The 20,557-nt window shown below is 53.9% G+C and carries 13 protein-coding genes and 3 pseudogenes; 3 read left to right on the forward strand and 13 right to left on the reverse strand.

What is annotated here, in order from left to right:
* Positions 1-75: 75 nt before the first annotated feature.
* The 3 genes and pseudogenes from GOX63_RS08155 to GOX63_RS08165 all read right to left on the reverse strand — a co-directional run.
* Positions 76-271: pseudogene (locus GOX63_RS08155) on the reverse strand (IS5/IS1182 family transposase); the annotation flags it as partial.
* Between the two features lie 537 nt (positions 272-808).
* Complete coding sequence (locus tag GOX63_RS08160; RefSeq protein WP_170327477.1) at positions 809-1,435, reverse strand: protocatechuate 3,4-dioxygenase; 627 nt, start codon at positions 1,433-1,435, stop codon at positions 809-811.
* Between the two features lie 108 nt (positions 1,436-1,543).
* Positions 1,544-1,969 (reverse strand): ester cyclase, encoded by a 426-nt coding sequence (locus tag GOX63_RS08165; RefSeq protein ID WP_170327478.1) that lies wholly within the window; start codon positions 1,967-1,969, stop codon positions 1,544-1,546.
* Between the two features lie 188 nt (positions 1,970-2,157).
* On the opposite strand from GOX63_RS08165, the gene GOX63_RS08170 reads away from it, so the two are divergent.
* Positions 2,158-3,015 (forward strand): alpha/beta hydrolase family esterase, encoded by an 858-nt coding sequence (locus tag GOX63_RS08170; RefSeq protein WP_170327479.1) that lies wholly within the window; start codon positions 2,158-2,160, stop codon positions 3,013-3,015.
* An 86-nt stretch (positions 3,016-3,101) separates the two neighbouring features.
* Complete coding sequence (locus GOX63_RS08175) at positions 3,102-3,923, forward strand: class I SAM-dependent methyltransferase (RefSeq protein ID WP_170327480.1); 822 nt, start codon at positions 3,102-3,104, stop codon at positions 3,921-3,923.
* Positions 3,924-4,083: 160 nt separating this feature from the next.
* Here the strand turns inward: GOX63_RS08175 and GOX63_RS08180 are convergent, their stop codons facing one another.
* Positions 4,084-5,196: an alpha/beta hydrolase gene (locus GOX63_RS08180; protein WP_217356190.1), complete on the reverse strand. Its 1,113-nt coding sequence runs from the start codon at positions 5,194-5,196 to the stop codon at positions 4,084-4,086.
* Between the two features lie 260 nt (positions 5,197-5,456).
* On the opposite strand from GOX63_RS08180, the gene GOX63_RS08185 reads away from it, so the two are divergent.
* Complete coding sequence (locus tag GOX63_RS08185) at positions 5,457-6,266, forward strand: carbohydrate porin (RefSeq protein WP_302477147.1); 810 nt, start codon at positions 5,457-5,459, stop codon at positions 6,264-6,266.
* Positions 6,267-6,539: 273 nt separating this feature from the next.
* Here the strand turns inward: GOX63_RS08185 and GOX63_RS08190 are convergent, their stop codons facing one another.
* The 9 genes and pseudogenes from GOX63_RS08190 to GOX63_RS08220 all read right to left on the reverse strand — a co-directional run bounded on the left by GOX63_RS08190 (position 6,540) and on the right by GOX63_RS08220 (position 20,504).
* Positions 6,540-7,976, reverse strand: coding sequence for an arylsulfatase (locus GOX63_RS08190; RefSeq protein ID WP_170327482.1), 1,437 nt, complete (start codon positions 7,974-7,976; stop codon positions 6,540-6,542).
* Positions 7,977-8,559: 583 nt separating this feature from the next.
* Positions 8,560-8,682, reverse strand: a pseudogene (locus tag GOX63_RS24220) (IS6 family transposase); the annotation flags it as partial.
* A 569-nt stretch (positions 8,683-9,251) separates the two neighbouring features.
* Positions 9,252-14,813 (reverse strand): protein kinase domain-containing protein, encoded by a 5,562-nt coding sequence (locus GOX63_RS08195; protein ID WP_170545455.1) that lies wholly within the window; start codon positions 14,811-14,813, stop codon positions 9,252-9,254.
* Entirely contained in the window at positions 14,806-16,119 is a 1,314-nt protein-coding gene (locus tag GOX63_RS08200; RefSeq protein WP_170545457.1) for a tryptophan 7-halogenase, read from the reverse strand. The genes GOX63_RS08195 and GOX63_RS08200 overlap by 8 nt, the downstream gene beginning before the upstream one ends.
* The gene (locus GOX63_RS08205) at positions 16,116-17,099 is read right to left on the reverse strand and encodes a hypothetical protein (protein ID WP_254435892.1); all 984 of its coding nucleotides are present in this window, start codon (positions 17,097-17,099) and stop codon (positions 16,116-16,118) included. The genes GOX63_RS08200 and GOX63_RS08205 overlap by 4 nt, the downstream gene beginning before the upstream one ends.
* A 204-nt stretch (positions 17,100-17,303) precedes the next feature.
* Positions 17,304-17,435: pseudogene (locus tag GOX63_RS24090) on the reverse strand (NAD(P)-binding protein); the annotation flags it as partial.
* A gap of 11 nt (positions 17,436-17,446) precedes the next feature.
* The gene (locus GOX63_RS08210; protein WP_170545460.1) at positions 17,447-17,965 is read right to left on the reverse strand and encodes a hypothetical protein; all 519 of its coding nucleotides are present in this window, start codon (positions 17,963-17,965) and stop codon (positions 17,447-17,449) included.
* Positions 17,966-17,988: 23 nt separating this feature from the next.
* Positions 17,989-20,259 (reverse strand): TOMM precursor leader peptide-binding protein, encoded by a 2,271-nt coding sequence (locus GOX63_RS08215; protein WP_170545462.1) that lies wholly within the window; start codon positions 20,257-20,259, stop codon positions 17,989-17,991.
* Between the two features lie 14 nt (positions 20,260-20,273).
* Entirely contained in the window at positions 20,274-20,504 is a 231-nt protein-coding gene (locus GOX63_RS08220) for a hypothetical protein (protein WP_170518819.1), read from the reverse strand.
* Positions 20,505-20,557 lie beyond the last annotated feature (53 nt).

Raw genomic sequence — 20,557 nt, forward strand, 5'->3', positions numbered from 1 at the left:
GAGTAGATCGGTTATCGCACGTGATCCAAACACCATTGTCGCCTGGGATTTCAACGGGGCTCTTAGGATCAGGATTCATAACCAATAGATGGCGGTCGCGGCGAGAGCGATAGCTGATAGAAAGACCTTTTAGGCGTCTGTCGTAGCGTGTGGCCGCACGCCGCCAGTCCTTGAGCCTGTCGAACATGATCTCATCCCGGTTACGCCGTTCGTTTCGGTGTTTGTCGTACTTCACGGTTGTCTTTCGTTGCTTTCGACCCGGGATGCAGGCGAATAGCGCGCGTGGGCCCGCTGCCCGATTTGGCAAATGAAACGAATGTCCGGGCTGGTGAATGACGCGTCGTCGTACTTGTTCCAGTGGCAACGGCCGCTTTGGGCCGAGTGCAGGGGTAGGGCATTCTGCTGATCAACTAAACTCAAGTAAGACACACTGCGCCGGTTTCCAGGTTGCGAAGAGGCTCACTGGCTTTCCGTCTGAGGAAGGCTTGAAGTGCTTGAACCGTCGAAACATTCAAAAAGCGCAAAAATTTTAAGGTGTTGAATTCAATGGTAGGCGAGTCTCAATAATTCAGTCCCATTATTTACGTACTCCGACACGACTTATCTTTCCAATGCACATTGCATGTAATGTGTGTTATGTGAAGCGATCTCTGGTTGAGTAGTGGCCATTCAGTGGAATGATTGCGAATGGTTGTCTCGCGGACAAAGTTGCCATTTACCGATGCAGCATGGTTGGCTGCGTGCAGCCCAAAGCGGACATTGATGATCAGGCTTTGCAACTAAAACTTAGCGAACTGAAACTTCCTCTCTAGACGACAACATTGATGGTCGCTTCAAGCCCAGTCGCGCCCTGCGTAAATTCCATTGACACTGCATTGGCCTCTGCCTTGGACATACGGTTGAACAACCCATCGCGAGAATTGTTCGGATGGCCTTTAATGTAAAACTGCGTCGTCAACAGTTCGCGATTTCCGTCAAACACCTTTACATGAATATGGGGTGTACGCCCTGGGTAGATCGTGGGTTTAATCGTACGAAAAACGTAGTTCCCGCCATTGTCAGTTACGTCATGGCCAAAGCCTTGGAAAGCTTGGTCAAAGTCAGCACTGCGACGGTCGCGCGGGTGCATATAGTTGCCGTTCATGTCGCATTGCCAGATTTCGATGCGATGTCTGGCAAGGGGTTGTCCATTGGCCCCCGTGAGCCTCCCACGCAGTATAAAGACTTCGCCGCCGGCTTCTTCAACACGTCCTTTGATCTTCACGAGATCATTGTCTATATCGGGCCTACGCATGGCTGGCGTCGGATAATATGGCCCTTCTGCGGCGTCTGGTGTGAGTACAGCCGCAGCGGCTCTTGCACCCAGCGAACTGACGCCAATTAGTCCTGTGATGCCGCCTAGTAGGTTACGGCGGGACTTACTATTCAGTTTCATAGCGTGTCCTTTCCTGCGCAGGATAGTCACTTTTATTTATCAAAATTACACACCAAACAGCGCGCGTCACGTCGAGGTCTGCCTTCGCAACCAAAGCCGCCGCTATGCCTATGGATCAAGAAACGCAACTTTTGGGTGGGCATTCAATTGTCTCTTGATTGAATCAATGTCACCCAAAACCCAGAGACTCCCGATTTTTTGTTCCCGCAATGTAAAGAATGCCGCCCCGGACCATTCGATCCGTTGCTGCGTTCCGTCTACCCCGAAGAATTTACCATGGTGCGTGCCGACGAAGGACATTCGTGCCGCTGCTTTTTCGCCTACATCCACGATTTCAACGATATTGCATTGAAAATCCGGAAGAGCCGCTCGAACTTCTTCCATGTAACGAATGAACTCATCCGGCCCTGAGCGTTTCGGTCCGAGGCTCCCACGAAAATCGAACTCTGGGTGTAGGATTTCTCGGGCGCAGTCGATGTCCGCCGCGTTCCATACTTCGTGATAAAATCGCTTAATAAGATCAGACAGCGTCATGAAGTTTTCCCGGCATCGATGATATGCTCAACATATCACGGCGCGAATTCGGGTGTTAAGGGTTCAGAGTGATCACTCGTTGCCACTGAAGTAAACAGTAGAGGTGTTCCCAGACATCCGGGCCGGTACATTCGGAGATGCGCAACGCTGTGCTATGATTTCTGTGATCTAGCGACAGAGGTACACTTATGATGCGACCGGAAACGCGCAGCCGCATTTTGACGCTCGGTATTGCCATTGTTCTTACTGCTGCGAAGCCGAACGCTGTCCTCGCTTCTGATGGAGAGTGTGGCGCGCCAGATGCACCTTGCACACTGGAAGGCGGTGAGTACTACGTGGCCCTGCCAGAGGTTCCGGATGAACCGCCTGCCGTCATTTGGTTGCACGGTTATGGACGGTCTGGCAAGGCGATGATCCAGAATGCCGCTTATGTCGACCCTTTCATCCGGCGCGGCTACGCTGTGATAATGCCGAGCGGGCAGCCCAGTATTAATGACAAAGACCTCGATTGGGGTGTGGCTGACGGATATGACCTGGCGCGCGATGATGTCGCCTTTCTCAGCGCCGTGCGCGCCGATGCGGTGGAGCGCTTCGGTATTGACCCGTCGCAGATACTGATCGCCGGCTTCTCCCGCGGCGGCTCGATGGTCTGGGATACTGCGTGCCAAGCGCCTGAGCTGGCGAAAGGTTTTGCCGCTGCGGCTGGAGCATTCTGGGAGCCCATGACCACTGAGTGCGTTGCGCCAGTTCACCTATTTCACGTACATGGCTTCAAAGACCGAATGGTGCCGTTCGAAGGCCGACAGCTGACATGGGAGGGTGTCGATTTTCACCAAGGTAACGTCATGAAGGGCGTGGATGTCTGGCGCCGCGAGAACGCCTGCTTCGGTAGCGCGGAAAACAGCTTTGGCGACGATGACTCGATGCAGAAGGATTGGGTGGACTGTGACGCAGGCTCCATACGGTTGAAAGTCACCAAAGGCGGGCACGGTGTGCCAGAGGGCTGGCGGGACGCGGTGCTCGACTGGTTCGAAGCTCTACCTTGAGCACTTGAGTGCCCGCCGACCCTCCGCGAATTTTGATCTGATGGGCATTCAGTAGCATTCAACATGATTGGCAACAGGGGCTGAGAATGAGAGAGCAAGTTTCCGACCACTATGGTCGCAGCCGCAGACTGATCGACCAGATAGCTGATAGCCTGAAGGCCGAGGGCATTGACCCGGAGAAATTGCGCGCTGCTGACTTTGAACCAGTTGATGAGTTCCATTTTCGAGGCAGACAGGCGACTTTACAGCTATTGGAGAAACTGGAGCTAGCGCCAGGTTCGAATGTGCTTGATATTGGTAGTGGCCTGGGCGGGGTGGCCAGAACAATTGCCGAAGAAGCAAGCGCTAAGGTTACCGGCATCGATCTGACGCAAGAGTTTTGCGACGCAGCCAAAACCATTTCAGATTGGGTCGGTCTCAATGAACAAACCACGTTTACTCAGGGAGATGCCACAAAGCTCCCATTTTCGGACAGCAGTTTTGACGGCGCGGTAACGGTTCATGTCGCGATGAACATCCCGGACAAACTTTCGGTGTACAAAGAGGCGCATCGTGTTCTGAAGCCGGGAGCACGATTTGGAATTTACGACATACTACAGGGCGAAGGTGGTGACGTCGTTTATCCGATGCCGTGGGCTATGGACGCCTCGATCAGTTATCTCGCAACCCCGAAAGAAATGGTCGGCTTTCTGCAAGATGCGGGTTTTAAGGTATTGGATGAAGACGACTCGACGACTGAAAGTTTTGAATGGCTTAAGGCGAGAATTTCGAAGCCCAAGTCTAAGAGCACCATGCCGGTTACGACACAGATTCTATTTGGGGACATCGCCCGCGATATGGTTCAGAACCAACTTCTTGCTCTGGATGAACGTCGGTTATTGACATACCGCTTCATTTGCACGGCCTGACGCGATTGTTGCATCGACGCTCGAAATAGTCATTCTCTGTGGTATGCGTGATTGACTGACGGCAGCCCGAACCAGACCTTCCAAATAGACTTTGCAGCTCCAGTTTGCGGACCAAGCGGTAATTTTTGGCGGTTACTCTGCTTCATTTCTCGAAGGCGCACTAGCCTTTGAGGAAAGTTATCAGCAGTTGGACAACCTCGCATGTCTTTTCCTGCTGAACCCAATGCCCTGCACCGTCCACGAGTTCGACAAGCCGCATGTCGGTACAAGCGCTCCTTTGCATTCTCTCAAGTGCACCGGGCGATTGATAGACACCCCAGTCATTTGCTCCGCCGATGAAACAAGAGGGAACATCAATTGTTCGACCGGCGAAAAGCCGTAGCTCGTTTTGATGATCCGGCAAAAAGCTGCATCGATACCAGTTGAGTCCTCCCTGAAACCCAGTTCTTCCGAACTCCTCAACATAGACCTCAAGGTCGTTTTGCGTGAGCCAGCGGCAAGCATCGATCTCGCTCCTCGTCGGTGCATGGTGACGGATAGCCTCTGGCATGCTGTCGTCCATCCCCATGATGTAGTACGACGGCATCCGGGCCAATTCGTCAGGTGTCCAACCGTTCAGCACAAATGGTTTGTTGCTGGCCCAGTCGGCGCTTTTGACATGGAAATAGGTGCGCAAAAAGCCCGATAATCCCGTTTCTGGTTCAAGCATTTCGGCGTTTGCGTCTGGCGTGCAGTTGTAGTGCTGGTAGTGCTTCTTGGGTGGAGAAAGCCCCGCAAGGCCCGCAGCCATATCGACTTCATCGGTTTCGGAAATCGGCGGCGGGCCGTCGAAAGGCGCGCTCATCAGAGCAACGGATCGGAAAACATCCGGTCTTACTAAGGCGCAATATGCGGCGACTGGCGAACCGAAGTCGTGGCCGACCACCGCACAGACGGATTTTCTTCCGATTGCATAAACAAGCGCCAATGCATCGCGAACCAAATTAAGCATGTAGAACGGACGGAGGTCCGAGCCATATTCCGTGGTTGAATTAGATGTGCGCCCATAACCCCGTTGGTCTGGTGCGACGACATGGTAGCCTTGTTCGGCCAGCCCTTTCATGACGCCTCGCCAACTGTAGGCGAGTTCGGGGAAGCCGTGCAGCAGCAAAACACATGGACGAGACGGGTCGGAATACCCGGCTTCGAGGATGTGCATGGTCAGGCCATTCACGCCTTGCACCAGACGGGAGCGAATGCCTTCTTGCAGATTGATCGGTTCTATCCCGTTCACGTGTTTGTCCTCTGTTTCAGTCGGCGAAATGCGCGATTTCTGCCAACTAAATCTGGTCGGGCAAAGTTTTCAATCCGGTTCAAGTAAGCGGGCAGCGCGAGCATGGATTCCGGCAGACATTTTCATCCCCCCGACAACTCGTACAATGAGCTCAATGCTGCCGTTCAACGGCCTCGCGTCAATGAAAGAAAGGTAACTGGAAACCGTCACAGTTCCGAACGACTAATAAGCTTAGTACTGGCCTACAATATCCCGAAGCGCTGGCAGCCAACTTTGGTTGGGTCGGAACGAGCGCACCGGATTGGTCTAATCAACAATGGGGGATCACAGTCTTGAAATGGCGTCAGCGATTAGACGTTGGCGATGCCCCAATTGAGGTCAATGTCGGCTACATGAGTGCGTTCTCGCAGTTCGACATTACGCCATACTCCGACAACCTTACGTCGTTTCAGAACAACAGCATTATCTTAAACCCTACTATTGGGTATCCGTCAGCCGGTTCGTTTGGAATCTCAGGGTACATGGGCATTCCTCGCACCAACTTCTATGTTTTGGGCATGGTTATGGATGCCAATGGGCAATACGATAGCTTGAGCTTTGATACTCTTGGTGATGGCGACTACTTCAAAGCTCTTGAGTTCGGTTGGACCGATCAACGCGTGTCCGATGCTTCGTTTTTGTTCAACAACGTTCACGTAGCTCTTTGGCACACCGACGATGACAATTTCGGTGCCGGCCTAACCGGCAGCTATACGTTCGAAAATTCGCGCATTGGAACTTTTGCCCGACTCGCATGGGCAAACGAAGATGCCAGCACGCCGTACCAAAGATACGCAGCCGCTGGTATTACGAAGGGTGTTTTCCGCGCGAGTGAAGTGGGACTTGGAGCTAGTTGGGGTCGCCCGCCCAAATCAGATGAAGACCAAGTCGCTATCGAAGCATTCTATCGCTGGCAGGTCGCTCAGAACTTCGCAATTACGCCAAGTATACAGTACTTGGATAATCCTGCATTCAACTCAAGCGACGGTGCAGTGACAGTTCTTGGGTTACGAGCGCGACTGACATTTTGAATTGGTGAAGGCGCAGCATTCGGAAGTATGACCTCGGAAATTCCGAATGCACTCGCTCCATCCAGCTCTCAAGGCAACTGTAGATCGGGACGAGTTTTGCCAATGCCGTTCAGTGAATGATGGTCTGCTCTCGTGAAACGACTTGAACTTTGCAAAGTCCGCTTTCTGCGCTCACTGTCATTCGAGCAGCATGCAGCATCCTGTGGGTTTGGGTTCGAAGCGGTTGTTCGTCGAGTTTGGTCGAATGTCTGCCCTGCGGACGAAAGCCGCCACTCAGTCATTGGGTGGTTCGTAGGGATCAGGCGTTCCCGGGGGGATCGGAGGAAACTCCTCGAATGTAGCGAGATGCTCCTGTAACTGCGGCAACGCCTTTTCGGCCGCCCAAGTATGTGGGAAGAGCACGCTTTCGCGCTCATGGGGATCGTTCAGAAGGTTGTAGACCCTTGGTGTGTCGAAAGATTCCGTCGCACCAAAAGCCGTTGTGTTCTCTTTGAACAGAACTTTCCAGTCCTTCCATTTTACACCGAATATCTGTTCGCCCATATAAACGATCACGCCTTCTCGGTTCGATGTCGGTTGGACGCCCAGAAAGAACTCGGACTGGTCAATGCCATCAAAAGCCCGGTCTTCCGGCACTTTGCCGCCTGCGAATGCCGCCAGTGTTGGATAAAGGTCCATCGAGTGAACAACGTCATTGCTTTCTAAACCCGCGGGAATCTTCCCCGGCCACTTGATGGCGAAGGGCACGCGCATGCTTCCTTCGAGGCTGGTGAACAGAGTGCCGCGCCAAGGCCCGGCTGTACCATGTACCGCAGGAACCGGCGAGACGTTGGCGTTTCCAACCGGAAGAGCTTCGGGGCCGTTGTCAGCAGTAAATATCACCACGGTGTCGTCGGAAACGCCTGCCGCCTCAATCGCATCAACGATGCGTCCGATATAGCTATCTGTTTGAAGTAGAATGTCGGCCCAGACGCCGTTTCCAGTAGCGCCATCAAATTCTTCGGACACGATGTTTGGATAGTGGGTCTGCGTGTATGCAAGATAGATGAAGAATGGTGCATCTTCCCCACTCTTGGCTTCGATGAAATCGATGGCTTTCTTTGTTAGGTCGCCATCTATCTCACCGCGATAATCCAGATCATAGTCGCGTGCTACTGTCGCCGGTTCGCCCGCAACACCCTGCATCACAACCGGTTCTTCCATGTCGGCTTCGGCAAAGCCTGGAAGCGAGCGCCAGACTGTGACATCAGTGGTCTCAACACCGTAGAACTCGTCGAAGCCTTGGCTGGTTGGATAGCGCCCCTCGGTCCAACCAAGGTGCCACTTGCCGTACATGGCCGTGTTATACCCTACTTCCTTGAGCATCTCGGCCATTGTGATCTCCCACTGGGTCAGACCGTAGACGCCACCTCCAAGTGGGACTGTATGGTTGCCACTCCGAATGCCGTAACGACCGGTCATAGTCGCCGCACGGGAGGGAGTGCACTGGCTTTCAACGTTGAAGTTCGTAAGCCTTAAGCCCTCAGCGGCCAGTGCGTCCATTTCCGGAGTGGCCGCGCCACGAATTATTCCACCGCCATTGAACCCTGGCTCACCCCATCCAAAATTATCGAGAAATATGAAGACAATATTGGGCTTGTCCTGAGCTGAGGCGACAGTGCCTATTAGAAGAGATAGCAACAGTAGAAATGTTCGCGAAAACCGCTTCATGACAACGCTCCCAACAAATATCATTCGTTCGAGACTGGCGAAAAAGGGTGCCGGCGGTCAAGAATGAACGGTTTGTATGGGCTCTTTCCGGACTTCGGAGGCGTTGCAGCATCCATGTCCTAGGAACCATCCGGCGCCGACAAAGACGGCCCAAAACTGTCATTGACCTGTAGCCTACGATGCTGCGGTGTGGCTCACCGAACCCGCCATTCGCTGCGCGAGCTAGGCCCGGAGTCTCTTGAACTCGCTCTGCAGTTCGCTGCTAGTCCGTAAGCTGGAAGCATGGCGCACGTGGGGGGGTAGGGACCTGGAAAAGCGAATACTATACGCCTGTCCTGTTTGAGTTGTGTCAAAAGATCAAATCGAACCGCTACGGGGAATCCCCAATATCGTGGCCACACCTCGTTTGTTAGGTTTGAGTTAACGGAGCTACCACACACAACTCCGAGACCCCCGAGGTTGAGGGGCTGGCTTTACCCCCTCGTCCAGCCCCTCGCTCTGTCCATTACCTCAATGTTGATAGAACAGTCAGATCCGGCTTTCGGCGGCAGCGTGGTTCAAGTGCATCCTGTTTACCAACTTGGGTAACTTCGATGCCACATTCATGCAGCAGGCCTTCTACATTTCGAAGAGACAGAGGAAACCGAATGCACAGCGTCACCGGCAAATGGAAGATTTCGGGACAGGCATTGAAGTATTTGAACAGCGACTTTTTTGATCATGGGTAGAGGTACGACAGCCCCTCGCCCGCCTAAACCCAACTTCTTCTTACAAGACCCTATTGCTGATGCAAATGTATGGCGCAGAGCAATAGATTGCCGAGAAGACGGCGTGAGCAGCACTCTCGCTAGAATGGCTCTACTTCAACAGAAACGCATCAATCGAAACACCGCTTTTGGCGGTGATTGACGAAAAGGAGACAAAAAAGACCGGTGATGCAGTAAGCTTAGAAGAGAAGCTCTCTACTTTTCCGAATATTAAAGTATGAAAACCGTATCGCAGTTCGATGGGTGGCAAAAGGCGAGTTCAACTGGCATAACCATGAAGATTCTGATGAGTTCATTCTCGTTCTAAACGGCACAATGCGCATTAATCTGTGAGACCGCGATGTCGTTCTTAGAGCCCGCAGCTTCAATGCGAATTCGAACAGATTGGCGACCCAAACCGGAAACTCGATTGGATGTTGCAATGCTGCATCTTCAGTCCGCATAACCGTGCAAACGCAAACGGTTAAACCTTTGCCACGGATCCAGTCGTCGAACCTATCTCAAGAGTTCAGGAACTTTTGCGAAACATTCTGTTTTTCTCAATTATCTCGTCAAGTGCCGCGCGCGCATCCGGCAACACCGCAGTGAAGCGCACCATAAAACAACCATCGTCGTGATGCTGGTCCATTACTTTAGCATAAAGCGTCAGATTGCTGTCAGACCCGCCTTGCCACTTGATCTGGAGCTGAAGATCACTGAAAGGCTTTGGTGCTGTCTCGGATTGTATGCACGCTGCGACGGGGGAAAGCTTCAGAAGCTGGCCGTGCTGCGCCATACCCACAACCTGTTTACCGACAACCGCTCTGTACGAGAGCGCAACGGGCAAATTTATGTCTGCCATCTCCACAGATTGCGATGAAAGGGTGATCGCATAGGTGCCCCCCATGCCAAGCAATTCATAAATCTTCAAAGGATCGCCAGAACCTTTGGGTTCAACCGTGCGCATCGCTCCTAGTTCAATAGGCGTTTTGACGGCTTCGCGCGTACTATCTGCGATCAGTATCTGGCCACCGACAGTGTAGCTTTCGATCCTTGCAGCCAGGTTGGTTGTTCTACCCACAACGCTATACTTGGCGCGTTTATCAGAACCGATATTGCCAACGACGACTTCACCCGTGTTCAGACCGATGCCCATCTCGATTTCCGGGAAGCCGTTTCTGGTATTCCATTCGTTAACCCAACCCATCCGTTGCTGCATTTCCAGCGCACAGGCCAAAGCGCGGTCAGCATCGTCGGGCCGTTGCAAGGGTGCGCCAAACACCACCAAGATCGCGTCGCCAATGAAGGCATCAATTGTGCCATTGTATTTCTGGATGACGTTGGTCATTTCGCTGAGATATGTATTCAGCATTGCCACGATGCTTTCCGGCGGCAACTCGTCAGAGAGGGTCGAGAACCCCCGCAGATCTGACATCAACATGGTAACCGTGGTTTTCTTCCCGCTGAAGTCCACTCCATCCGCCGATTTCAACAACTGGTCCACAACTTCCGTGGCAAGAAACTGACCGAACGTCTGTTCAAGAAATTTTGCGTGAACCTCAAGCTGCTCGGTTCGCTCGCGAACTTTTTCTTCCAGATGTTCAACGATCTCAGCATTGCGCATTGAAACGGCAATCTGTCCTGACAGCAGCGACAGCAGTTGCGCTCGTTCCGGTTTGAAGGCCGAACTCACCAGGTTGTTTTCCAGATAGACCAGGCCAATCAATTCGTTCAGGTGGAGGATAGGCTGACACAGAACGGCACGCGTTTCGTTTTGCTGAACGTAGGGGTCAACCATGAAGCGCTCGTCAAGCTGAGCGTCGTCCACCAGAACGACCTCGTGCGTTCGCGCTGTGAAATTGATTACGCTGGTCGGGAGAATTCTCGATCCTTGGTCGGAATCGAGAGGAACGGGATGCTGGAATGTACCAACCTCGGATGTAACGCTGACCTCTGTCTCGATCATCAGTTCGTCGCCATGTGCAAGCAAAAGCACGCCGCGTTGAGCACCGGCGTTTTCGATCAGAATTCCAAGCAACCGATCCAGAAGCCGACCCTGTACCACTTCCGCTGAGATCGCCTGAGCCGCTTTCAGCAGCGTATTCAGGTCAAGGTCCTGTCCCAGAAATAGATTGGTCGTTTTTTCGGTAGTTGAGGTCAGGCTTTCAGTGATCTGTTGCGTGGTTGCGCGACGATCACGATGTTCGGTGAGGAGTTGCGGGAACTCCAGTTCCAACTCCTCCACTTTGCGATGCGCGCCCCACAAACGGTAGGCATGCCGCGCATCGCGTAGGTACATCGAACCGATCCGAGCACTGGGGCGCCGCTCAATCACGTGTCGCGCGGCCAGTTCACACGCCAGAGCCTCATCCTGTAGAAACCGACCCTTCTGTGCTGCATCAATGGCCGCGTCCAACAGGTCCAGCACATCCGCATCATTGCCGTTCAGGCGCGCAATTTCCGCCCTTACCATAAGGGTTTTAGCCAGGAAGTTGTCCGGACCGGACTCCGCCCATTGGTTCAGCCTTTCGTGATTTGCTTCCAGACGGCTTTGCATATCGGGATCGGGCTCGCCATCCCGAAGAAGCGCGGCGATCGAAAGCGATTGATAGAGAAGGTGGTCGGCAAGGCAGGGATGGTTGACGACAAAGCTGAGGATCGGCTCCACCAAACGCGTCTCAGCAAGTGCTTCTTGCGGTCGTCCGAACACATAAAGGGCTTGGGCTTTTAGAATTCTATGGAAACAGATGGCCATGGACATCTGGTTCTCTTCACACCCGGCCAGAAATGTTGCTTCGTCCAGATCTTCGGTGGAAAAATCAGTGCTGGATTGCGTTCGTCCCGCCAGCGTTGAAAGCACCAGCCGATACGCGTTAATACCAGCAGCAGCACCATGGTTTTGAGCGCGTTGGATAGTGTCCAACTGGGCTGGCATCGCATCCAGTACGTCTTCAAGCGGTTTGCCCGCGAAGCTGTCAATCACGACGCGATACATTACCAGATAACCCGCCCATAGAATGTCGCCTGAATCCATCCCCTCGCGGTAACCCCGTTCGATCACGGGTATCGCATTACGTACATGTTGCACCCACGGGATAAGCTCCACCCCGGTTACCAGGCACACAGTTGCTGTCGGGGCACGTGCACCAAACTTGTCGCACAGCCGCAAGGACAGCTCACCGAAAGCCGCACCCTCGCGGTACTTGCCCATGAACGCGCCGATGATCAGGCCGAAATTGGCGAAAAACAGTGCAGATTCCGGCGCGTTACCGTGCTTCAAAGACAATTGTACCGAGGTGCCGACAATCAGCGGGAAAAGCTCTTGGTTGTTCAGGAACGCTGCGATGGTCAGATGCCGCAAGCAGCGTTGCGCCAGCGCGATTTCAGGGCTGTCGACGTCTGCATTGTCAAAAAGCGCCGCCGGGTTTGTGGCCCCAAGCATCGCCGCAGCCTGGCCGATCGCGTTTTGGCCGGCTTCCTCCAGATTGTCGAGGCTCATCTGGACGCCGACAAGCTCCAGGGCCTTGATACCAGCATCAATGGCTTCGTCGAATTCCATCAGCAAAGTATGCTGCGCAATACGCGTGAAGTAGATTTCCGCCCTTTCAAGGTCAGTTCGTGCGTGTGCCAACGTTGTGGCCACAATTTCGGTGCATCGCTCGAAATTGCCGGTCAAGTATTCGAGCGCTGCGGACAGGCGCTGAGCTTCAAACATCAGCTCATAGTTTTCGTCCCAGCCGTCCGGACCCAAAAGCTCTGACGCGACGTTAACGAAAGACAGCGCGGCCTCATAGGCAGCCGAGTCAAAAGCCCTGCGTGCGGCAATCAGGTCAAGATGCGCAAGATCGAGCTGCTCGGCACGGTCTTCCATTCTGTCCCGCCCGATGTTGAGTTGGTCGACAACTTCAAAAATTCGGTCATTCAACTCTTCCCTTGTCAACCGGGCTCTGAGCTGGCGCCCAATGGCAAGATGGACGCTGTGACGATCAGTGTCGATTAGATCATAGGCCGCCTGCTGAATACGGTCATGTTGGAACTCAAAGTCCCGCACGACAAGCGGGGACAAGACGTTATCCGTCTCTGTCACGACCAGATCAGAGAGCGGCTGGATCATCTCTTGCTGAATGGCCGGCAGCAGGCATTCGAACGCTTCCTCAGGTTCGATTTTCAAGATCAGCGCGAGTGTGTCGATGTCAAAACGGTTGCCCATACAGGACGCAGTTTGCAGGACGGATTGTGTGCCCTGCTCCAACCTGCGCAGTTTTTCCAACAAAAGGTCGACCACATTGTCGGTGATCTGTACCGCGCGGATCGCCTGAATATCCCATGTCCATTTCGTGGATATGTTGGAGTCTATTGTCTTTTGTACAATCAGCTTTTCGCGATGCAGGTCCATCAGAAACTGCCGTGTAAAAAGCGGGTTGCCTTGGGTCTTTTGCACCACGAGTTGCGCCAGCTCGACCACCTGTGAAGCGTCCGAATGAAACGTGTCCGCAATCAAATTTACGATATCGGGCACACCCAGCGGGGCGAGCGATAAATTGGACAGACGCCCCCCAGCCTCCCGCACCGTTTCAAGTGCCCGCGACATGGGATGCATCGCGTCCACTTCGTTGCTGCGATACGATCCGATCAAAAGCAGCCGCCCAATCTGATCGTCGGTCAAAACAACCTTCAAAAGCCCCAACGTCGCGCCGTCGGCCCATTGTAGATCATCCAGAAACAGGACGACAACACGGTCGTGCGCACAAAGCGCGCGCAAAAAACGGCGAACGGTTTGGTTGAACCTGTTCATGGCCTCTGTGGCGTCCAGCTCTGGTGCAGCAGGCTGCGGCCCGATGATCAACTCAAGTTCCGGCACAACATCCAGAAGGACCGATGCGTTCGGCGTCAAAGCGTCATTGAGTTCCTTGCGCCAGGTCGCGTGACGCGTCTGGCTTTCAGTAAGCAATTGCCGTACCAGGTCCTGCAGGGCGACCGTAAGGCCCGAATATGGGTCGTTTTTCTTGAACTGCTCGAACTTACCTTTGATGAAATAGCCACGCGCCCGGGTGATCGGTTTATGAACTTCGTTCACCAGAGCAGTCTTTCCGACACCTGAAGTGCCGGACACCAGCATCATCTCGGCTGGTCCATGACGTACCCTTTCAAATGCTTCGAGCAATATGTGCACTTCGTGATCGCGACCATACAGCCGTTCAGGGACCGTAAAACGCTCAGCACGATCCTTGAGACCCGGTACAAACCGGTCGAGATCGACGCCAAGCCGTACGGCTTCAAGGTCTGCAATGATGCCAAGAGCGCTTTGATAGCGATCTTCAGCCTTTTTGGCCATCATTCGCTGGACAATCCTGGACAGCGCTGGCGATACGTCCGGGTTTCGCCTATGGGCCGGAACAGGTTCGCGAGCGACGTGGCAGTGTACAAGCTCCAGTTTGTCGTCAACCTCGAAAGGCGGCACACCTGTGAGCATCTCGTAGAAGGTCGCGCCCATCGAATAGAAGTCAGTGCGATGGTCAAGCGTTCGATTCATGCGCCCGGTTTGTTCGGGCGAAATATAGGGCAAACTGCCTTCCAGAACCTCGGGACTTTTCAGAATCGGGTGCTCGGTCGAAAACTGCGTTGCGATCCCGAAGTCAATTAGTTTCACCTCGCCAGTTCCCGGATTGATGAGAACGTTTTGAGGCGAAATATCCTTGTGGATCACGCGCGCCTGATGAATGCCGTCAACAGAGCGGGCAATCTGAATAGCAGTCTCAAGGAATTCTTCGTGTGAGAGCGCTCGGGACGACAACAGATCCGCAACAGAGATTCCCTCGAAGTCCTCCAGAACTATCATGAGCGACTTGTCATGGCGCTGTAAGTCCAGAGCTTTGATCACGCCCGGTAGGTTCAGGCCGCTGGTAATCTCGAACTCGCTGCGGAAGCGCGCAAGCCTGCTGGCACTGGGAAAATCGCTTTTGAGGATTTTTATGACAACGCGTTCACCATCAGAGTTGCGCGTTGCGCGGAACACGAACGAATTGGTGCTTTCATAGAGAGTCTCGGACAATTGGAAGCCAGGAACAAAAGACGTCTGTACGTTAGCCATTTGCGCTGTCACCCACCGACATTTTGTTTGCACTATAGTATCCTATACCATGGCCGACTTGTGCAAAATTGAGTTCCGAAAAGTTGCCAAACGGGATGAATTTCGTCAGCTTCGGCAGTATTTCCCGTTCCCACTTTTCCTGTTCTGTACAGGTCCCGATTTCTGTGCCGGGCAAGTCGCGCCCAACATCCAGAAAATCGGTCATCGCATTCATATGGCCCGCCAAGTAGTCATGCCCGCGCGCGCGCTCAAGACTGCGGGACGCCAAGTTCCAGAACGGACTGTCCCATCGCGATCCACGCGCGTAGTGCCAGGTAATAAACAGTGAGTTACGCAGGACATAAGAGCGCATAGTCCGGTTTGCGTGTTCCACGGCACCCACGTCCGGCGCGCTTTGCGGGTGGTGATCCGTCATCCAGCGCTGCGCGATGCGGACTTGCATGATCGTGGCACCGATGGCCGTGGCCTCAAGTGGTTCGACGAATGACGCGGCATTGCCAATGGTGAAAATACGACCATCAAACCAGTTGCGGCGCATGAAGTTCGGAAAACTCACGCGAACACGGATTTCCGTTGGTTCGACCTGCTCTTCTTTGAGAAAAACATCGAAATCCGCCAGAACGTCTTCGTCGCTGCTGAGTGAAGGATTGAAGACATACCCGCAGGAGGTCCAGTCCCGCAGTGGGATTTGGAATATCCACCCATGTGGTCGGGCGACTAAACGGGACATGCTGGTTTCGGTACTGGGGGGCAGACGGCGCACCATCGCGCGGCCCGTAGGTATCCAATCCATGCGAATGATCTCGGGATCTTCTGGTGCTTGCGTCCAAGCCCCCGCAGGAAATCCCCTCGCGTCCAACACATAGTCGCAGTCCAGTTGACTGCCGTCCTCAAAACCGATGGTTACGCCACCGGGCAGAGCCTCTAGGGACACAACGCGGGCATCAAGCTGCTTTGCCCGCACATGATCACTGATAATCCCTGTCACACGACCGGCGTCAAAGTGGTATCCGAAAAGACGCGGTGGCTGAAACCTGTTCACGAAATCCGTGCTATGTGATCCCCATCCTTCATAGTGTGATCCAAGCTTTACTGTCGCGCCACAACGCGCGCGCAGTTCGTCTGGTCCGATGCCTGTGACCTCGTCCAGCCACAAAGGAAAGCGTGGTGTTGTTCCTTCTCCGACACCGATTGTCGGGATGCGGGAATCGTAAATGTGCCACAGCTCAGCCTTCGGGAAATAGCGAGTCATGTGGGCTGCAGCAATGAAACCGGCCGTTCCGCCGCCCAATACAGCAATTTTCATGAAACAGCCTCATTTGTTAAGGTTTCCGGTGTGCGCAGCATATGCTGGAGTTCCAACAACATTATGGCCAAAGAAGGATCAAAAGGGGCAGCCCGTGTAAGGCTGTTGATTTGATCCGCCAAACCGGGTTGCGACGCGGCCGTTGTCCAATCGTTCGTTGCGATCATCCAGGGCAACTGGTTATGCTGGGCAAGTTGGGACTGGAAGCGGCTTGCCGTGTTGGTTGTGATACGGTCTGGCTGATCCAGATAACCTTGCAGCAACTGAACACCTCGGGCTGCCGCCGTCATACCCAGCCCGGCATAGGGGTCAAGCGCACAGACGCTGTCACCAATTGCAAACAGATTGTCTGGCCAGAAAGAGTATTGTTCGTAGTGTCGACGGCGATTTGCGGTGCGACCAAACAGATGCGGGGGCGTCACCGGCACTGCGCGTTTAAGTACGTCATAAAATTCTGCGGCTGGTAGCATCGCCGCCGACGCAAGAAAGGTCTCGTCATTGGTCGGCAATGGGACATCTTCGGGAGATTGCAGCACAACCCCCCACAGATCGTTCTCTGCCCGCATCATCATTCCTGCACGTCCATGGATCGGCGCCAACGCAAGGCCTTGCCATTTCGGAGTTTGATCTGGTGCCAGCCGCACCCAACGTGAAACATATTGCCGACCCGGTGCGATTTCGGTCCGGGCGATCTGCTGCCGCTCACCATAAACTTGGGCAAGCCAGCGTGGCAGACGCGAGGCGGCACCGCTGGCATCCACGACCACATCAGCATTGTTCAAAACTTGTAAAGCGCCGTTGGTCGACTGAAACCTTACACCACATACGCTTTCGCCATCCCGCGAGACCTCAAGCCCGACGACGCGCTGGACCGTTTGAATCGTCACATTGCGGGCTTCGCGTAACACTGCTAGCAGCGCGTTTTCGATGAGCCCGCGAGAAGCGCCATAAAGGGTTATGCCAGTTTCAACCTTCGGCAACCACCCTGAGGCCACCCGCATTGCAACATCTGCACCCGCGTCATAAGCCACCGCGCCTCGTGCAATCATTTCGTCGCGCCAACCCGGAACCAGTTCGTCAAAAGCTTGGGCGCCAGCTCCCATCAACATGTGCAGGCAGTGGCTTTGCGGCACTTCGGGGCGGATTGCGGGTGCGCCATCCGAAGGTTCCACGTAATTTGACCGTTCCAGAACCGTAACTTTGACAAAACGGTCCTTTAGCATGTTTGCACAAAGCAGTCCCGCAATACCCCCACCAATGACAAGCGCTTGGGCGCCTTTCATTCGTGGCTTAGCTGGCTGTGGAACGGCTGGCATTTGCACGGGGGTCAGAACGCGTTTTCGGGGACGTCGTAGGAAATTCGCTCAAAGGTTTGCGAGACGACAAATTGGAAACCGTCTGTCCTTCCTTCTGCATCGCGGGGAACGAATGGACCGATTATCCGGCGCTGATTGGGATTGAGGAAATACTGATTGTTGTAGTAGTCCCCGGTCGGGAAGTTCAAATGAAACAGGTAGGTTCCGGGGGAACTCTCGACACCGTGGACTTTGATGTCACCGGTGATCGACTCGCAGGACTTGCCGTCGACTTGCAGTTCAAACTCACGCAGCACAAACAGATCTTTAAGCGCCTTACCATGTTCGTGCTCTTGTATCAGTTCGTCCAGGCTTCCAAGGTCTTCCTGCCTGTAGTGCATTACTTTCCCGGTTTCTTTCCAATCGATCGTTAGGATACTGGGTCCGGTGTAGAGGTACTTCCCCTTGTTGTCATAAACGATTGAATGACCAGTCCACATTCCAATCATGATGTCGAATGGACGGGCATAGTCGAAATAGCTGCTAGTCATCTGGGGGTTCCTCACTCAATGAGTCAAAATTGTATCACGTGGGGGTTCAGGTCTTGCTCACGGGTTGGCGTAGAAAGCCATCCCTGACGCACGGGTACGTCATAAAGGCGCCCTGGGCCAAACCGGGCCCAGAAATGGCGCAAGCCCGGAGCCACAACGCGCACCACTGGAAAATTCACATCTGGCCGAGTCTGGTCGAGAACAAAGACATCAATGCCATTGTCTTTTAAGCGCGATACGCAGGCTTCGATATCCGAGAGAATGTCGCCACTTGCCAGACTTTCGCTTTCATCCAGCTTTAGCATCGGTTGCCTGGTGTCGGGCACAAGATAATCGGCTTTGGAAAGGCGTGTTGTTCGCCACCAACTTATCGCTTCGGAACTGCCAAGATGAGTCGTGTCGACGGCCGTACCGCCTGTTTTTGGAACGGCTTCCAGAGATTGATTAATTTCCGTAAGTGCCCGCGACAGAGCCACCTCGGGATCGAGATGACAGCCAAACCCGTAAATAATGTCTTCTTCAGACTTGTCTATTCTGCCCGAAATGGCCGCAAAGGTAGGTATGCCAATGTCGCTTGTTACGTCTATCACCCGCAGGCTTCTGTTTAGTTTCTTGTAATGCAACGATAAATCGCGCCCATATGTGTCGCTGGAACTTGCTATATCGACACCAGGGCGGATTAGCCGGTTGTACCACCAAATCGCGACCGCATCTCTTTCAATCAGCTCCAGCAAACCCTGCAGAATAGCTTCTTCCAGTGTGCCGCCAGCGGCGCAGCCGTTGGAATCCGCACGTCCATAGGTGGAGCCGGTGCCTTGATAGCCGAAATAGCACATTGATGTCGGCAGGTATCGCATGGTGTCATCACTCAGCGACCAAAGCGGTGTCCATTCGATTTCGGCTTCCCGGTCAAATGGCTCCGGCACCCAGTATGCTTTGTGGTCTTTGCAATTAAGCGCAGCACGATCCGCATATTGTTGAGCGCTGTAGCCCTGGCATTCGTTCGGTAAAATGACCGGTGCTTCTAGGTCCTTGAGCGGGGCAAGGCGCCGAGGCTCGGTGCCGTCAAAAACGCCACAGTAGCGTTCCAGGGATTCAGCCACCGCACTGATACGAGCCTGCTCTGGGCTGCGACCTTTTCCGCCTGATCGCCGCCGAAGTCCTTCGCGCAGGAAAAACCGGGTGTCATGCACGTCAGAAAAGTTGTGATCGGCGGAATAGGTTGGCGTGATCCAAGACCCTTGGCCGGAAAAACCACCCCGAGCACCCGGGTCGAGTGAGCCAACAATACCGGTGATCGGGCTTACATTTCGGTCCAGAATAGCCTGCACATCATTGGTGTGGCAGGACCGATGCCCACCATCCGAGCCACGAACTTTGGGTCGCGGCTCTAGATTTGGTTTAGGTGGTGTTTCGAGCATGGTGGAATTGTCACCGCATACCGGGCATTGCGGCCGGCGTGTTAGAATGTGCTCCTGCCGTTCCATCGACAGATGTTCCGTGCTGATTACTCGGTTAGCCAACACCGACGGGCCGCCGACACCGATCCAACGTGTCAACTCAGTAGCGAGTTCTGCCAGGGCTGCGGTCTGCGAAGTGTCATTATTGGCTTCTGGGGCGAGCCGGGTGCCGGTCAAACCTGAAAGTGTGCCGATATGGGTTTCGACGCGGCGGTGCCATCTCAGACGATGTGCAAGGCATTCCCAGCACGCTGTTTCACCGGGAAGAAATGCAGGGCCTAGCCAGCTTTGAATACCGCCTGGGTTGACCAATATCCACGGCCGACCTTCTGCAACAAACCGCTTGTTCAACGCGTCCAATTCAGCGGCAAGATAGTTATTGGTTACAACAACGCTCAGCTCGCCGCGATCAACAACGCGCACCCCGTTTTTTTCGAGAAGCACGCGCAGACTGTCGCCATTTCGGCCGATGCAGACAACATCTACCGGCGTGTTTTTCACACGCTCTGCCGCTTCAACAGGGTTCACCCCCGCCAACTCCCAAAAGGCCTGCTGGTCGCGCGGCATCACCGAACTGTCTTCGGCTAGAAATCCACGCTTTTTGAGCAGGTCCAGAGCAGAGAGAATGTCGGCGCTAGCATAGCTCTGACACAGTTGGTCGAAGATATCCTCGACCAACTGCTTTCCGTCCAGAAAAGGTGCCAGATCGGAAAAAATAGTAGACTTCAGGCAGTCGTGACCTTGCTCGTTGAACAAGTACAAGCCTTCTTCGGGAACTACGATTGCCTTGATGCTGGATTTGAACCGTGGTGCCGCAATGGCACTGTCATACATAAGAGCGCTTGCCTTCAGCAGCAGGCTGGTGGTGCAACAGCAGTATCATGCTCGTGGAGATCATCATCGTGCACGTCGTCGGGTTTGTCTCCGACATTCACGATCTTTGAAAAAGTCTTGCCGATTTCTTCGCCATATGCCTTTACTGCGGCTGTTGGGTCTTGCTCGAGCAGCGTCCGAAATTCCGGATCTTTCCAGGCTTTTGCATGCATTTTGCCCCAGTCTTCATTCGTCGGTGCTGTCATCGAATTTTCCTCCGTTGGTTGATTGCCGTCTGCACATTTGTAACGATTTGCTG

The organism is Ruegeria arenilitoris, assembly GCF_013031355.1.
Classification (GTDB): domain Bacteria; phylum Pseudomonadota; class Alphaproteobacteria; order Rhodobacterales; family Rhodobacteraceae; genus Ruegeria; species Ruegeria arenilitoris_C.

Excerpts from the sequence above, each read along its gene's own strand:
- GOX63_RS08190 (WP_170327482.1), bottom strand. The coding sequence starts at position 7,976 with ATGAAGCGGTTTTCGCGAACATTTCTACTGTTGCTATCTCTTCTAATA.
- GOX63_RS08165 (WP_170327478.1), bottom strand. The coding sequence starts at position 1,969 with ATGACGCTGTCTGATCTTATTAAGCGATTTTATCACGAAGTATGGAAC.
- GOX63_RS08175 (WP_170327480.1), top strand. The coding sequence starts at position 3,102 with ATGAGAGAGCAAGTTTCCGACCACTATGGTCGCAGCCGCAGACTGATC.
- GOX63_RS08170 (WP_170327479.1), top strand. The coding sequence starts at position 2,158 with ATGATGCGACCGGAAACGCGCAGCCGCATTTTGACGCTCGGTATTGCC.
- GOX63_RS08160 (WP_170327477.1), bottom strand. The coding sequence starts at position 1,435 with ATGAAACTGAATAGTAAGTCCCGCCGTAACCTACTAGGCGGCATCACA.
- GOX63_RS08220 (WP_170518819.1), bottom strand. The coding sequence starts at position 20,504 with ATGACAGCACCGACGAATGAAGACTGGGGCAAAATGCATGCAAAAGCC.
- GOX63_RS08200 (WP_170545457.1), bottom strand. The coding sequence starts at position 16,119 with ATGAAAATTGCTGTATTGGGCGGCGGAACGGCCGGTTTCATTGCTGCA.
- GOX63_RS08195 (WP_170545455.1), bottom strand. The coding sequence starts at position 14,813 with ATGGCTAACGTACAGACGTCTTTTGTTCCTGGCTTCCAATTGTCCGAG.
- GOX63_RS08215 (WP_170545462.1), bottom strand. The coding sequence starts at position 20,259 with ATGTATGACAGTGCCATTGCGGCACCACGGTTCAAATCCAGCATCAAG.
- GOX63_RS08210 (WP_170545460.1), bottom strand. The coding sequence starts at position 17,965 with ATGACTAGCAGCTATTTCGACTATGCCCGTCCATTCGACATCATGATT.